Here is a 13,922-nt window from a genome sequence, read left to right as displayed (position 1 = left end):
CCACACCGACTGGTGGCGGGGTCTCGAGGCTCGTCCCTTCGAGGCTCGCTGCGCTCGCACCTCAGGACAAGCGCTGGCGCTCCTCGCCCCCTCGACCACCGAGGGCGCGGGGTCAGGCGAGATCGACGGGGTCGGCGGGGTCGACGGGGGTGGCGTTGCGGGAGAGGACCCAGACCATGGAGCCGAGGGCGGCGAGCTGGAGGGGCCAGCCGAGGGCGATCTTGAGGACGCCGAGGACGGCGACGGCGGTGTCGGCGTCGAGGCCGCCGGAGTTGCCGGCGAACCAGACGGGGGCCTGGGCGACGACCCGGACGATGCACGGGACGGCGAGCAGCCAGGTGAGCAGCGTGGACAGGCGCACGATCTGGCGGCTGGCGTGCCAGGCGGTGGGGTCGCCGGTGACGCTGCCGACCATGAAGCCGACGAGCGGCCAGCCGATCAGGCAGGAGAAGGCGAGCGCCACGGAGTAGCCGCTGTTGTAGATCAGGCCGGGCAGGAAGTACGCGAGCGCCTGCTCGTCCTCGCTGCCACCCCGGCTCGCGGCCAGGCGCACGAAGAGCCAGCCGATGCCGATCCCGAAGATCGCGTTGAGCGCGAACTGCGGGGACGAGCGCTGCACCAGGCGGACCAGCAGGGTCAGCCCGGCGGCACCGATGCTGACGCCGAGCGCGATGGGCAGCTCGCGGGTGGTGAGCCACAGGATCGTGAAGAGCACCGTGGGCACGGCGGCCTCGAGCATGCCGCGCCGGCCGCCCAGCGCCTTCGACAGCTGCGCCCGCACGACCTCCTCGACGGTGGCGACGCTCGGCGGGGGCGGGTGGTGGGAGGCGGACTCGCTCACGGCATCAGCTCGTAGCGCGGGTTGTAGATGATTCGGATGCCGTCGTGGGCACCGATGCGGCCCTGCACCTCGATCGAGCGGCCCGGGGAGATGCCGGCGATCCGCCGGCGGCCGAGCCACACGACGGTGAGCACCCCGGAGCCGTCGAACAGCTCGGCCTCGAGGGCGGGTACGCCGCCACGCGGGCGCAGGGTGACGGTACGCAGCGTCCCCCGCAGGCGGACCAGCTCGCGGTCGGGGGCGTCGGCGATCGTAGCGACGCCGGAGTCGGCGTAGGTGCGCCGCAGGTCGCGGGCGTGCTGGTCGGAGCTGTTGGCCCACCGGCTGATCGTGCGTCGCAGCTTGCTCATGGCCGGCTCATCACGGGGTGGGCGGGTCGACGCGGCGGGCGTTCTCCGGCATGACGAGCGGGAGCGCCTCCCCGACGGGCAGCGCGTGCGCGCCGCGGCGTACGGCGACCCGGCGAAGGGCCTCGATCCAGGTCCCGGCTGCCTCGGGCTCCAGGGCCGGGCGCCCGAGCAGGGTGGCGCGCAGCAGCCAGCGCGGCCCGTTGACGCCGATGATCCGCGAGGGCTGGGTCCCGGTGGTGCCGTCGGGACGCTTCACCGTGAGCTGGCAGACCAGCTCGGGACCGAACTCGCCCTCGCGCTCGGTGGCCGTGCCGCCGCGGCGTGACATGTCGGCCGCGATCTGGGGCCGCACCTCGGCCCAGAGGTCGCCACCCCGCGGCGCGGCGAACGCGCGCAGCTCGAGGGCCCCGTCGGGGCCGGCCAGCACCACGGCCTGGACGTTGCCGGACTTCTCGTCGACCTGCAGCCGCAGCTCGCGGTCGGCCTCGGGCGCGATCACCAGCGAGCCCAGGTCGACGCGCTCGACGCCGTCGTCGGGCAGGTCGTCCACGTCGTAGGGGCCGGTGGGTCCGCTCTCGGTGTCCGGCGAGCCGCTCTCGTCCACCGCCTCGGGGGCGGCGTCGACGTCGGACTTGCGGCGGAACTTCACGTACTACTCCTCGCGGTCAGGATGGGCCGAAGCCCCCGGTAGAACCGTAGCCCCCGACGCCACGGACGCTGTCGGGCAGTTGCCCCACCTCGGCGAAGTGCGCCCGCTCGAACCGCTGGACGACCAGCTGTGCGACCCGGTCGCCGCGGCGCAGCTCGATCGGTGCGGTGCGGTCGTGGTTGATGAGCAGCACCTTGATCTCGCCGCGGTACCCCGCGTCGATGGTGCCCGGGGTGTTGACGATGGAGAGGCCGTGGCGCGCGGCCAGCCCCGAGCGCGGGTGCACGAGGGCGACGTAGCCCTCCGGCAGTGCGATCGCGACGCCGGTGGGCACCAGGGCCCGCTCCCCCGGCGCCAGCGTCACGTCGACGGTCGTCACCAGGTCGGCGCCCGCGTCGCCGGGATGGGCGTACGACGGCAGCGGCAGGTCGGGGTCCAGGCGGACCACCTCGATGGTCACCGCGCTCGTGGCTGGGGCGGGGTCGGGCGTGGGCACGGACGGACCCTAGTGCACCGAGTACGACGGCAGGGATGCGAGGCTTAGCCCGTGACCAGCACCGCCGAGACCGTGTACGCCGAGCGGCTGACGGTCCCCCTGCGCTGGTGGGTCCAGGGCACCATGCTCGTGGCGACGCTCTGGCTGGCCCTCGTCGTGGCCGTGCCGGGCCCGGTCGCCTGGGTGACCACGGCCCTCGCGCTGGGGCTGCTGGCCGCGGCGCTGCTCACCTACGGCTCGGCCCGCGTCGAGGTACGCGGCGGCGAGCTGCGCGCCGGGCCGGCGCACATCGAGGTCGCCCATCTCGGGGCGGCCGTCGCGCTCGACGCCGACCAGACCCGCCGCGCCGCCGGCGTGGACGCGGACGCGCGCGCGTTCCTGGTGCTGCGGCCCTACCTCAAGCGCGCCGTCAAGATCACGGTCAACGACCCGGCCGACCCCACGCCGTACTGGCTGGTGAGCACGCGCCATCCCGAGCGCCTGGTCGAGGCGCTGCGCGCCGCGACTAGTCTCTGACCATGGCCTCCGACAGCTCCAAGATCTGGACCGTCTTCTCGCTCGGCGCTGCGATCGGCGCCGCCGCGATCACCAAGAAGGTGCTCAACACCTCGTGGAAGGCGGCGACCGGCAAGAACCCGCCCGCCAACCCGGCCGACCCCGACGTGGACGTCTGGGAGGCGGTGGCGTGGGCGGCCGTCAGCGGCACGTTCATCGCCCTGGCCCGGATGCTGGCGGCGCGCAAGGCGGCCGACTACTACGCGAAGTCCACGGGTCACCTGCCCCCGGGGCTGCACCAGGACGACCAGGACGCCTCCGCCCCGACGCCGGTGACCTGAGCAGGTCCCGACCCCGGGGCGGATGGTGTGACGGACGTCCTCAGACGCAGTCGCGGCAGATCATCTTCTTGCTGTCGGCCAGCTGGCTGCGGTGGTGGACCAGGAAACAGCTCATGCAGGTGAACTCGTCCTCCTGCTTGGGCTTCACCTCGACGGCGAGCTCCTCGTGGGAAAGATCGGCGCCGGGAAGCTCGAACGCCTCTGCGGCCTCCGCCTCGTCCTCGTCGACCTTGCCGGAGTTCTTGTCGTGGCGACGCGCCTTGAGCTCTTCGATGCTCTCCTCGGACTGGTCTTCCTCGTTCTTACGCGGTGCGTCGTAGTCAGTAGCCATGCGTCGCTCACTCCCTTCGGCTGTATGTGGCGGGCCAGATTGTGCACTATCGCCTCGGTCTGGCAAACACCGGCTCGGCGACCGGTCGGTGAACGCAGACCCAGGGCTCGGCTATTCCCTGTTGCCCGCGATGGTGACAGGTGCCATGAAACCGGCCTGACGGGTGGCCTCTCGGAACTCCTCGAATCCGTGAGCCGGAGCACACAGCATCAAGGTCAGGCCGCCGGCGCCCCGGGTCAGCTCGGTGCGCGCGCCGGCCGCGCGCGCGATCAGCCCGGCGGCCGCGTGGTCCCACAGGTGGACCCCCTCCTCGATGTAGCCGTCGAGCTGGCCGTCGGCGACGGCGCACATGTCGAGGGCCGCCGATCCGAGCCGTCGTACGTCGCGGATGTGGGGCAGCAGACGGGTGACGGCCTGCGCCTGGACGACGCGCACCTCGCGGTCGTAGGAGAAGCCGGTGCCGATCAGCCGGTGCGACAGCGGCGCCTCCCCGCGTACGGCGATCGGTTGCCCGTCGCGGGTGGCGACGAGGCGTCCGTCGTCCCAGCGGGCGACGTACTCGAGGCCGGTGGCCGCGTTGAGGACCACCCCGGCGACCACCTCGCCGTCCAGCTCGGCCGCGATCGACACGGCGTACTGGGGCAGGCCGTAGAGGAAGTTCACGGTGCCGTCGATCGGGTCGATGATCCACCGCACCCCGGTGGTGCCGGCCTCGGCCTCGCCCTCCTCGCCCAGGAACGCGTCGGCCGGGCGCCGGGCACGGATGGTGTCGCGGATCAGGGCCTCGGAGGCGTGGTCGGCCTCGGTGACGATGTCGATGTTGCTGGACTTGGTGGCGGCCACGCTGACGCCCGCCGCCTGGCGCCCCCGGACCAGCTCGGCGGCGAGGCGGGCGGTCTCCAGCGCCAGGTCGGCCAGGTCGGCCAGGTCTGCCAGCGCGGCCGGCTCGGGACGGGTCGTCACGCGTCGCCCCTCTCGCCACAGAGTGCCGGGCGATCCGCGCGGGGGTTCGCGCAGCAGCCCACCGGGCAGCGGTCCCAGCTGGCGCCCAGGCGGCCCACGGCGTTGCGGACCACGGCCTCGCCCCGCTCGGCGGCGGCGCGCTCGAGGAGCAGGTCGCGGACCATGGCCACGAAGCGCGGGTCGGTGCCCGCCGTCGCGGCCCGGCGGGCCGGCAGGCCCAGGTCGCGCGCCGTCGCCAGCGCCTCGGTGTCGAGGTCGTAGACGACCTCCATGTGGTCGGAGACGAAGCCGCTGGGCACGAGCACCACCGCCGGTGCGCCGTCCTCGTGCAGCGAGCGCAGGTGGTCGTTGACGTCCGGCTCCAGCCAGGGCGTCTCGGGCGAGCCGGAGCGCGAGCAGTAGACGAGCCGCCACGGGTGCGCGATGCCGGTGGTCTCGGCCACCTGCCGCGCGACCTCCTCCGCGGCGCTGAGGTGCTGGTCGACGTACGCGCCCCCGTCGGGGCCGCTGGTCTCGCTCATGGTCTCCGGGATCGAGTGGGTGACGAACGCGAGGTGGGCGCCGGCACGGACGTCCTCGGGCAGGTCCGCGAGCGCCGCGAGCGTGGCGTCGACCATGGGCTCCAGGAACCCCGGGTGATTGAAGTAGTGACGCAGCTTGTCCAGCGCCGGAGCGCCCTCGAGGCCGTCGACGGCGTCGTAGAGGTTCTCGCGGTACTGCCGGCAGCTGGACCACGACGAGTAGGTGCTGGTCACGAAGCAGGCGGCACGGGTCACCCCGTCGGCCGCCATCTGCGCCAGCGTGTCGCGCAGGTAGGGGTCCCAGTTGCGGTTGCCCCAGTAGACCGGCAGGTCGATGCCGGCAGCCCGGAGGTCGGCCTCGATGGCGGCCATCAAGTCACGGTTGAGGTCGTTGATCGGCGAGCGGCCGCCCAGCAGGAAGTAGTGCTCCCCCACGGCCTCCAGCCGCTGGCGCGGGATCCCGCGTCCCCGGGTCACGTTCTCCAGGAACGGCACGACCTCGTCCGGCGCCTCGGGGCCGCCGAACGAGACGAGGAGCAGGGCGTCGTACGGGGAGGCATCTGGATTGGGCACTCCCCCATCGTATGGATCTATCGTTCACGGGCCATGCTCAACACCTACCGCCAGATCCTCACCAAGCCGGGGAGCGCCCTGTTCAGCGCCACCGGACTGGTCGCGCGGCTGCCGATCTCGATGGTCGGGCTCGGCATCGTCCTGCTCGTCGAGGACGCGTCGGGCTCGTACGGGGTCGCCGGGGCGGTCTCGGCCGCGCACCTGCTGGCCAACGCGCTCTTCGCGGTCCTCCAGGGCAAGCTGGTGGACCGCCTGGGGCAGTCGCGCGTGCTGCCCGTGGTCGTCAGCGTCTGGGGCGTGGCGCTGGCGCTGCTGATGTGGTCGGTGGAGTCGGACTGGCCGACGGTGCTGACCTACGCCTTGGCGGTCCTCGCCGGAGCGTCGCTGCCGTCGGTCGGCAGCTGCGTGCGGGCCCGGTGGTCCTACGTCGCCCGCGACCCCCAGGAGCTGCAGACCGCCTTCGCGCTGGAGGCCGTCGCCGACGAGGCGGTGTTCATCGTCGGGCCGATCCTGGTCACCGTGCTGGCCACCGCGATCCACCCCGTCGCCGGGCTCACGACGGCGCTCGTGGTCGGGGTCCTGGGCACCTACGCGTTCGCGGCTCAGCGCAGCACGGAGCCGCCGCCGCACCTGCCCACCGCGGATCGATCCGAGCGGCCCCGGATGCCGTGGCGGGTGCTGGCGCCGCTGGGCGTGGTCTCCACGATGCTCGGGGTGCTCTTCGGCGCCGCCGAGGTCGCCACGGTCGCCTTCGCCGAGGAGCAGGACGCCAAGGCGTACGCCGGCGCGCTGCTCGCCCTCTGGGCCGCGGGCAGCCTGATCGCGGGCGTCCTCAGCGGCGCCGTCGCCTGGCGGCGCGGACCGGCGTACCGGCTGCGGTGGGGCACCCTCGCGATGGCCCTGGTGATGGCCCCCCTCACCTTCATCGACTCGCTGGTCGTCATGGGGGCGGTGCTGTTCGTCGCGGGGTTCGCCGTCGCGCCCACGCTCATCTCCACGATGTCGCTGTGCGAGCAGGTGGTGCCGGCGGCGCGGATCACCGAGGGCATGGCCCTGCTGCAGACCGGCCTGGTGGCCGGCGTCGCTCCCGGAGCCGCCCTCGCGGGGGTGCTCATCGACAGCCGTGGCGCCGCCGCGGCCTACCTGGTGCCCGTCGTCGGCGGCGCGCTGGCCGTCCTCGCCGCCCAGGCCATCCGCACGAGCGAGCCCACTACGGTGAGCCCCGTGATGTCCCATGACTGAGTGGCAGAACTGGTCCGGCCTCGTGACCGCGCGCCCGGAGCGCGAGGCGACCCCGGCCGACGTGGGGTCCGTCGTCGCCGCCGTCGAGCGGGCGCGCGCGGAGGGCACCACCGTGAAGATGGTCGGCACCGGCCACAGCTTCACCGCGGTCGCGGCCCCCGAGCACACCATGCTGCGCCCCCAGGGCCTCACCGGGATCGTCGCGGTCGACCGGGACGCCATGACCGTGACCGCCCTGGCGGGCACCCAGCTCAAGCACCTCAACGCCGGCCTCGAGGCCCTGGGGCTGAGCCTGCACAACATGGGCGACGTCGCCGAGCAGACCCTGGCCGGCGCCATCTCCACGGGCACCCACGGCACCGGCGGCGTCGTTGCCGGCCTGGCCTCGCAGGTCGTCGGCCTGGAGCTGGTCACCGGCACCGGCGAGGTGCTGCGCGCCACCGAGAGCGAGAACCCCGATGTCCTCGCCGTCGCGCGAGTCGGGCTCGGCGCCCTCGGGATCCTCACGACGGTGACCTTCCGGGTCGAGCCGCTCTTCCTGCTGGAGGCGACCGAGCAGCCGATGCACTGGGACGAGGCGCTGGCCGGCTTCGACCAGATGGCCGCCGAGAGCCACCACGTGGACATGTACTGGTTCCCGCACAGCGACCGGATGCTCACCAAGCGCAACGACCGCCTCGACGCCGACCTCTCCGAGGCCCAGCCGCTGCCGCGCTTGCGCGCCTGGTTCGACGACGAGCTGCTCGCCAACAAGGCCTTCGGCGCCCTCACCGCCGCGGCCAACCTGGTCCCGCGGGTGATCCCGCCGATGAACCGCGTCAACGCCCGCCTCCTCGGCGCGCGCACCTACTCCGACGTCGCCCACCGGGTCTTCGTCGCCCAGCGCGACGTGGTCTTCCGGGAGATGGAGTACGCCGTGCCGCGCGAGGCCGGCCTGTCGGCGCTGCGCGAGGCGCGGGCCGCGCTGGACGCCTCCGACCTGACCGTGAGCTTCCCCGTGGAGATCCGGGTCGCCCCCGCCGACGACATCCCGCTGTCGACCGCGAGCGGGCGCGACTCGTTCTACCTGGCCTTCCACACCCACCGGCGCGCCGACCACACGGCGTACTTCACGCTGATGGAGCAGGTCATGCGCGCCCACGGCGGTCGCCCCCACTGGGGCAAGGTCCACACCCGGCAGGCCGACGGGCTGGCGCCGCTGTACCCGCGCTTCGAGGAGTTCCTCGCGATGCGCGACCGGCTGGACCCGGACCGGGTTTTCGCCAACGGCTACCTGCGGCGCGTGCTCGGGCCCTGACCGGGCTCTCGTCCCGCTCGGGCTACACGCTGGCAGGCCCCGAGGGCATCGGGGCGTGCCAGCCTCGCCACATGGCGAGCAGCCGCCAGACCAGGCACACCCCGGCGCCGGCGAGGGCCACGGCCGGCGTCGGCAGGTCGGCGGAGGTGCCGCCCACGGCGATCGCGGCGCCGGCGAGGGCGGGGGTGGCGTAGAGCTCCGCCCGGAAGACGACCGGCACCCGACCCGCGAGAACATCGCGCATCATCCCGCCGCCGATGCCGGTGAGCATCCCCATGAGCGCGGCGGGCACCGGCCCGAGCCCGTACTCCAGGGCCTTCGTCGCGCCGGTGACGCAGAACAGCGCCAGGCCGAAGGCGTCAAAGACGTTGATCATGTTCTCCATCCGCCCGATCAGCGGGTGGTAGGCGAAGGTGAGAAGGCCGGCGGCGACCGGGACCATCAGATAGCGCCAGTCGGCCAGCGCGGCGGGCGGCGCGGCGTTGATGAGGACGTCGCGCAGAAACCCGCCGCCGAGGCCGGTCGTCCCGGCCAGCACGAGGACCCCGAACACGTCGAGCTCCTTGCGGACCCCGACCAGGGCACCGGAGATCGCGAAGACGAAGATCCCCACCAGGTCGATGCTCACGAGGGTGCCGGGCACTCCTGCAGCCTAGTGGTCGCATCCCTCACATTTTTTGCGTCCGGGCACGCCGAGGGATGACCGGGCCGACCACCTTCGCTGGCGTAGGCTCGGCCCAACCGAAGGCTCGTCCCCACCCACCCGCAGGACCCCAGGAAGCTGATCTCATGGCGCACCTCACGCTCGCTGGAGTGAGCGACGACGGGAAGCGCCTCCTGTTGGTCAGCGACGCGGGTGCGGAGTTCACGCTCGACATCGACCAGAGCCTCCGGGCCGCACTCCGCGGCGACGCCTCTCGCCTCGGCCAGTTGGAGATTCAGATGGACTCATCCCTCCGCCCCCGCGACATCCAGGCCCGGATCCGCGCCGGCGAGTCACCCGAGGCGGTCGCGCAGTCCGCCCAGACGAGCGTCGAGCGGATTATGGTCTACGCCGGCCCGGTGCTCGCCGAGCGGGAGCACGTCGCGCAGCGTGCCCAGCGCTCCTCGGTGCGCCGCGGGTCCGGCGAGGGCGGCGCCCGCATCCTCGGCGACGCCGTCGAGGCCCACCTGCACTCGCTCAACGTCGACCCCGAGACCGTCGAGTGGGACGCCTGGCGCCGCGAGGACGGTCGCTGGGCCCTGCGGGCGACCTTCACGACACTGCGCCGCAGCGGCACCGCAGAGCTCACCTACGACGTCCCCGGCAGCTACGTGCTCCTGGACAACGAGGACGCGCGCTGGCTCGTCGGCGAGGCGGTCGCGGAGACGCCCGCCGCCGCGGAGCCCCGCGACGACCTGCGGCAGGCCCGCTCGCGCCGCCTGAGCGCCGTACCCGCCGACGAGCTGCCGCTCGGCGACGACGTGCTGGAGCTGCTCAAGGACGACGAGCCGGCCGCGCTCGGCTCCGAGACACCGGTCGAGGCGTTCCTCGACGACTCCCCCGCATCCGACGACCCGGCGTTGCGCGAGCAGGCCGCCGAGGCCGCCGTCGCCCACGAGCCGGAGGCGGGCCCCGCCGCCGACGAGCCGCCTAGCCGCAAGCCCAAGAAGCGCGGCCGCGCCTCGGTCCCGAGCTGGGACGAGATCATGTTCGGCGGCAGCGACCAGTAGCCCCGGCCCACCGCTGACCCGTCACATACTTTGGGACGGGTCAGCGGTTGATGAGCACGAGAACCAGGAACAGCACGGCGCTGAGGGCGAGCGACACCAGCAGCGAGCCGGCGCAGCCCAGGCGGTTGTTGAAGAACAAGAACATCGTGGGCTCCTAGGGGGTCAGGCAGCGAACGGCCCCGGCCCCTCGAGGACGAGGAGCCGGGGCCGCACAGCGACGGTCAGTGGTCGCGCTGGTTGTCGTCGTAGAAGTCGCGGCTGCCGGACTTGGCCAGGCCGCGGCTCACCATGTAGCCGATGGTGAGCAGGGTGACGTAGAACCACGCCTCCTGCGCCCCGAAGTCGGTGACGTCGACGACGGCGGAGGCGATGAGGACTCCGAGGACGGCCGCGACGTAGGCGATCAGCTCGGTCGTCTTGAACGATGCCTTGGTCTCGGTGCTGACCCGGCGCGTGCCCGTGGTGCGCTCTGCCTGGTGCACGTGGTTGCTGGTGGTGGTCGACATGTGTTCCCCTTCAAAGGAACGGCGAAGCGCCTGACAGTGCCCGTCTTCGACGGGTCGGTGGCCCCCCATGCGCTGCTCGCCGTGGTGCTTCTCCGGTGCCCCGCCACCCTCGCCGGGACCTCGCCCAAATAGGTGGCCGCCCCGTGAGCCCGCTCACGTCCCCGGCTACCGGGAGGCCGAGCGCTCGACCGGACGCGTGGGGTCGGTGACCCAGCCGCTCCAGCTGCCGGGGTAGAGGGCGGCGCGGATGCCGGCGACCTCCATCGCGATCAGGTCGTGGGTGGCGGTGACGCCGGAGCCGCAGTACGCCGCCACGTCGGCGCCCGGGACTGCGCCGACCGCGGCGTAGATCGCACGCAACTCCTCGGGACTGCGGAAGCGCCCGTCCGGGGTGAGGTTGCGCGACGTCGGGACGTTGACGGCCCCGGGGATGTGCCCGGCGACCGGGTCGATCGGCTCCACCTCGCCGCGGTAGCGCTCGGCCGCCCGGGCGTCGACCAGGACGTCGACGCCGAGCACTGCGTCGGCGGCCACCGCCGCCATCGCGGGCTGCTCCGAGCGGGTGAAGTCGCCGGGGACCGGCGACACCGGGCCGGTCTCCACCTCTCCCCCGTCGGCGACCCAGGCCGCCAGCCCGCCGTCGAGCACCCGCACGTCCGGGTGCCCGTGGAACCTCAGCAGCCACCAGGCCCGTCCCGCGGCGTGCGCCGACCAGTCGTCGTAGACGACGACGGGTCGGTCGTCGCGGACGCCGAGGCCGCGCATCGCCGCCTCGAAGGCGTCCGGGTCCGGCAGCGGGTGCCGCCCGCCGCTGCCCGCCGGCGAAGCGAGGACGGTGTCGAGGTCGACGTAGACGGCGCCGGGCAGGTGGCCGGCGGCGTACTCCTCGGGGCCGGAGGGCCCGCCCAGGCGGTAGCGGACGTCGAGCAGGGTCAGGTCCCCCGGCCTGTCGCCCAGCCGGGCCTGCAGCTCCAAGGTCGAGATCAGCGGGGAGGTCATGGGCCCATCGTGCCGGGTCCGATGATTCGGGGCGCCACCGACGGTCCGGTCTCCATGAGCACCCACCGAGTCACCCTGTCCGTGCCCACCGAGGACCGTCCGCGGGCACACGCCTTCTTCACCGCCCTCGGGTTCGCCACCCCGGGCGAGCCCGCCGACGACGGCGTCCCTGAGCCGCTGCAGGTGGCCGTGAACGACGGGCTGCACGTCATGCTCATCCCGACCGGGGGGTTCGGCTGGGTCACGGCAGGCCGTACGACGGCACCGCGCGGCACCGTGGAGTGCCTCGTGAGCCTGGCCGTGGACTCGCAGGCCGCCGTCGACGCCCTCCTCGCGGACGTCGCGGCCGCCGGCGGCGAGGTGGTGAGCGCCGCCGTGCAGCAGCCCTGGGGCTACACCGGGACGTTCGCGGACCCCGATGGGCACCTGTGGGAGATCACCGCCCCGCCCGCGTGACAGGATGCGCCGCGTGGCGGAACTGCACTTCTTCACCGGGACCATGGACTCGGGCAAGAGCACGTTGGCGCTCCAGACCAACCACAACCACGCGGTACGCGGTCGGCAGGGGCGGATCTTCAGCACCCTGGACCGCGCCGGCGCGGCCACGCTCTCGAGCCGCCTGGGCCTGGCCCACGAGGCCATCGAGGTGGCGCGGGACTTCGACTTCTGGCGCTATGTCGTGGACGCGCTCACCCAGGGCGGCCGGATCGACTACCTGATCTGCGACGAGGCCCAGTTCTACACCCGCTCCCAGGTCGACCAGCTCGCCAAGATCGTCGACGAGCTGCAGATCGACGTCTTCGCGTTCGGGATCCTCACCGACTTCCGCACCGCGTTGTTCGAGGGCAGCGCCCGCCTCGTCGAGCTGGCCGACCGAATGAACGTGCTCCAGGTCGAGACCCTGTGCTGGTGCGGCAAGCGGGCCACCCACAACGCCCGCACCGAGGACGGAGTCATGGTCGTCGAGGGCGACGTCATCGTCGTCGGCGACGTCGAGCAGCCGGAGGAGGCCGTCGCCGGGGAGCCGGCCGAGGTGTCCTACGAGGTCCTGTGCCGCCAGCACCACCGGCGCCGGCTGACGGCCGCCCGCGCGCACGCCGTGAGCCTGGCAGCGGAGCCGCTGCCTTTCGGCTGAGCGGCGGCTACCACTCGAGCCCCTGCGCGGCCCAGCCGGGCGAGTCGAGGCGGACGGTCTGGGTGCCCAGCAGCTGACGCAGCGCGCGCTCGACCTCGCCGAGCGTGCCGGCGCCGACCTGGGCCTCCCACCGCGCGCGGAGCTCGTCGAAGATCGCCTCGCCCTCGCGCAGCATGGCCAGGCCGCGCTCGGTGACGTGCAGGCTCAGGCGCCGCCGGTCGGCCGGGTCGGGCTCCCGCACGACGTACCCCCGCTCCTCCAGGACCGCGAGCGTCTTGGCCGCCGCCTGCTTGGTGACCGACATCCGCCGGCCGAGCTCGGAGGCGGTGTCGGCGCCGGACAGGATCGCCTGGAGGGCGAAGTCGTGGACCGGACGGACGTCCTCATAGCCCCGGGCCGCCAGCTCCTCGGTCGCCTGGTCGGCCAGCGCCCGGAAGCCGCCCAGCAGGAGCAGCGCGAGGTCGGCGCCGGATCGGGACATGCGGCAGAGCATACGATCCACCTTGAATAAGACAACCGTGTTGTCTATCGTGAAGGACAACCACGTTGTCTAGTCCTGCTGGAGTCCCCATGCCCCCCACCGCCGCTCCCGGCGCGACCATCCCCGAGGTGACCCACCACCTCACCGACCTCAACGGGACGCGCCTGCACCACGTCTCCGCCGGCTCCGCCGGATCGCCGATCCTGCTGGTGCACGGCTGGCCGGAGACCTGGTGGACGTTCCACCGGCTGATCCCGATGCTGGCCCCCGCACACCGCGTGAGCGCCGTCGACCTGCGCGGGTTCGGCGACTCGGGCAACGCCGAGGGGAGCTACGAGGAGGCGGAGTTCGTCGAGGACCTGCACCAGCTCGTGCGGCACCTCGGGGTCGGGCCGGTCCACCTCCTGGTCCAGGACATCAGCGGTGGGGTCGGCTTCCAGCTCGCGGCCCGCCACCCGGACGACGTAGCCAGCCTGGTGGCGGTCGAGACCACCCTGGCCGGCTTCGGGCTCGAGTCGCTCGCCGACGTCAACCACGGGGGATCCTGGCACGCCGGGATGCTCGGGGCGCCGGGCATCCCCGAGATGCTGCTCCCGGGCCACGAGCGTGAGGTCCTCGACTGGGCCTGGTCGGTCATGACCGTCCCCGGCGTCGTGACCGAGGCCGACGCCGCGGAGTACGAGCGGACCTACACCCGCCCGAACGCCTGGCGCGGGACCGCCGGGCTCTACCGGTCGCTGTTCGCCGACGCCGGTCGCACCAGGGCGCTGGCCGAGGCCGCCCCGCTCACCGTGCCGGTCCTGGCCGTCGACGCCGTCAGCAGCCCCTTCACCGAGGCCACGTTCCGGCAGGTCCGCGCGGCCGGGCTCTCCACGGCGCACCTCCCGGGAGTCGGGCACCTGGTCGCCCAGGAGGCACCCCAGGCGCTCGCCGACACCCTGCTCGACTTCACCGCACAGGTGGACGCGAGCCGGGACTGAGCTGCGCGA

Annotated in this window: 19 protein-coding genes; 8 read left to right on the top strand and 11 right to left on the bottom strand. The window is 73.2% G+C overall.

Features of this window, described 5'->3' with window-relative positions; translation table 11 throughout:
- Window positions 1-112 precede the first annotated feature (112 nt).
- From LQ940_RS08955 to dut, 4 genes are read right to left on the bottom strand one after another with little or no spacing between them, the layout of a single operon-like run.
- Entirely contained in the window at window positions 113-841 is a 729-nt protein-coding gene (locus LQ940_RS08955; RefSeq protein WP_231245067.1) for a DUF3159 domain-containing protein, read from the bottom strand.
- Complete coding sequence (locus tag LQ940_RS08950) at window positions 838-1,191, bottom strand: OB-fold nucleic acid binding domain-containing protein (protein WP_231245066.1); 354 nt, start codon at window positions 1,189-1,191, stop codon at window positions 838-840. The genes LQ940_RS08955 and LQ940_RS08950 overlap by 4 nt, the downstream gene beginning before the upstream one ends.
- Window positions 1,192-1,201: 10 nt before the next feature.
- Entirely contained in the window at window positions 1,202-1,840 is a 639-nt protein-coding gene (locus LQ940_RS08945; protein WP_231245065.1) for a DUF3710 domain-containing protein, read from the bottom strand.
- Between the two features lie 16 nt (window positions 1,841-1,856).
- Window positions 1,857-2,336: a dUTP diphosphatase gene (dut, locus tag LQ940_RS08940; protein ID WP_308217443.1), complete on the bottom strand. Its 480-nt coding sequence runs from the start codon at window positions 2,334-2,336 to the stop codon at window positions 1,857-1,859.
- A 51-nt stretch (window positions 2,337-2,387) separates the two neighbouring features.
- On the opposite strand from dut, the gene LQ940_RS08935 reads away from it, so the two are divergent.
- Entirely contained in the window at window positions 2,388-2,852 is a 465-nt protein-coding gene (locus LQ940_RS08935; protein WP_231245064.1) for a DUF3093 domain-containing protein, read from the top strand.
- 2 nt (window positions 2,853-2,854) lie between these two features.
- Window positions 2,855-3,172 carry a DUF4235 domain-containing protein gene (locus LQ940_RS08930; RefSeq protein ID WP_231245063.1) on the top strand — a complete coding sequence of 106 codons (318 nt, stop codon included), beginning with the start codon at window positions 2,855-2,857 and terminating at the stop codon, window positions 3,170-3,172.
- 40 nt (window positions 3,173-3,212) lie between these two features.
- On the opposite strand, the gene LQ940_RS08925 is transcribed toward LQ940_RS08930, so the two are convergent.
- The 3 genes from LQ940_RS08925 to LQ940_RS08915 all read right to left on the bottom strand — a co-directional run bounded on the left by LQ940_RS08925 (window position 3,213) and on the right by LQ940_RS08915 (window position 5,560).
- A complete protein-coding gene (locus LQ940_RS08925; RefSeq protein WP_231245062.1) occupies window positions 3,213-3,503 on the bottom strand; it encodes a DUF4193 domain-containing protein in 291 nt (96 codons plus the stop codon).
- Window positions 3,504-3,614: 111 nt separating this feature from the next.
- On the bottom strand, window positions 3,615-4,466 hold the full coding sequence (locus tag LQ940_RS08920) for an inositol monophosphatase family protein (RefSeq protein ID WP_231245061.1): 852 nt from the start codon (window positions 4,464-4,466) through the stop codon (window positions 3,615-3,617).
- Window positions 4,463-5,560: a ferrochelatase gene (locus LQ940_RS08915; protein WP_231245060.1), complete on the bottom strand. Its 1,098-nt coding sequence runs from the start codon at window positions 5,558-5,560 to the stop codon at window positions 4,463-4,465. The genes LQ940_RS08920 and LQ940_RS08915 overlap by 4 nt, the downstream gene beginning before the upstream one ends.
- Window positions 5,561-5,593: 33 nt before the next feature.
- Between LQ940_RS08915 and LQ940_RS08910 the strand changes: the two genes are divergently transcribed.
- Together LQ940_RS08910 and LQ940_RS08905 are read left to right on the top strand one after the other, a co-directional pair.
- Window positions 5,594-6,802, top strand: coding sequence for an MFS transporter (locus LQ940_RS08910; protein WP_231245059.1), 1,209 nt, complete (start codon window positions 5,594-5,596; stop codon window positions 6,800-6,802).
- Window positions 6,795-8,099, top strand: a complete 1,305-nt coding sequence (locus tag LQ940_RS08905; RefSeq protein ID WP_231245058.1) for a D-arabinono-1,4-lactone oxidase — start codon at window positions 6,795-6,797, stop codon at window positions 8,097-8,099. The genes LQ940_RS08910 and LQ940_RS08905 overlap by 8 nt, the downstream gene beginning before the upstream one ends.
- 22 nt (window positions 8,100-8,121) lie before the next feature.
- Here the strand turns inward: LQ940_RS08905 and LQ940_RS08900 are convergent, their stop codons facing one another.
- Window positions 8,122-8,742: a trimeric intracellular cation channel family protein gene (locus LQ940_RS08900; RefSeq protein WP_231245057.1), complete on the bottom strand. Its 621-nt coding sequence runs from the start codon at window positions 8,740-8,742 to the stop codon at window positions 8,122-8,124.
- A 56-nt stretch (window positions 8,743-8,798) separates the two neighbouring features.
- Between LQ940_RS08900 and sepH the strand changes: the two genes are divergently transcribed.
- Window positions 8,799-9,812, top strand: coding sequence for a septation protein SepH (sepH, locus tag LQ940_RS08895; RefSeq protein WP_308217442.1), 1,014 nt, complete (start codon window positions 8,799-8,801; stop codon window positions 9,810-9,812).
- 221 nt (window positions 9,813-10,033) lie between these two features.
- On the opposite strand, the gene LQ940_RS08890 is transcribed toward sepH, so the two are convergent.
- Window positions 10,034-10,318, bottom strand: coding sequence for a hypothetical protein (locus tag LQ940_RS08890; RefSeq protein ID WP_231245055.1), 285 nt, complete (start codon window positions 10,316-10,318; stop codon window positions 10,034-10,036).
- Window positions 10,319-10,483: 165 nt separating this feature from the next.
- Window positions 10,484-11,317, bottom strand: a complete 834-nt coding sequence (locus LQ940_RS08885; RefSeq protein ID WP_231245054.1) for a sulfurtransferase — start codon at window positions 11,315-11,317, stop codon at window positions 10,484-10,486.
- A 54-nt stretch (window positions 11,318-11,371) separates the two neighbouring features.
- Here LQ940_RS08885 and LQ940_RS08880 point away from each other — a divergent pair, with 54 nt between their 5' ends.
- The gene (locus LQ940_RS08880; RefSeq protein ID WP_231245053.1) at window positions 11,372-11,773 is read left to right on the top strand and encodes a VOC family protein; all 402 of its coding nucleotides are present in this window, start codon (window positions 11,372-11,374) and stop codon (window positions 11,771-11,773) included.
- 13 nt (window positions 11,774-11,786) lie between these two features.
- Window positions 11,787-12,452: a thymidine kinase gene (locus LQ940_RS08875; protein ID WP_231245052.1), complete on the top strand. Its 666-nt coding sequence runs from the start codon at window positions 11,787-11,789 to the stop codon at window positions 12,450-12,452.
- A gap of 7 nt (window positions 12,453-12,459) precedes the next feature.
- On the opposite strand, the gene LQ940_RS08870 is transcribed toward LQ940_RS08875, so the two are convergent.
- Window positions 12,460-12,933, bottom strand: a complete 474-nt coding sequence (locus LQ940_RS08870; RefSeq protein WP_231245051.1) for a MarR family winged helix-turn-helix transcriptional regulator — start codon at window positions 12,931-12,933, stop codon at window positions 12,460-12,462.
- Window positions 12,934-13,022: 89 nt separating this feature from the next.
- Here LQ940_RS08870 and LQ940_RS08865 point away from each other — a divergent pair, with 89 nt between their 5' ends.
- Window positions 13,023-13,913 carry an alpha/beta fold hydrolase gene (locus LQ940_RS08865; RefSeq protein WP_231245050.1) on the top strand — a complete coding sequence of 297 codons (891 nt, stop codon included), beginning with the start codon at window positions 13,023-13,025 and terminating at the stop codon, window positions 13,911-13,913.
- The last annotated feature ends 9 nt before the right edge of the window (window positions 13,914-13,922 follow it).

It is taken from the genome of Nocardioides sp. cx-173 (genome assembly GCF_021117365.1).
Lineage (GTDB): Bacteria > Actinomycetota > Actinomycetes > Propionibacteriales > Nocardioidaceae > Nocardioides.
Note: the sequence above shows the minus strand (reverse complement) of the source record. Positions and strands in the feature narration are given on the sequence as shown.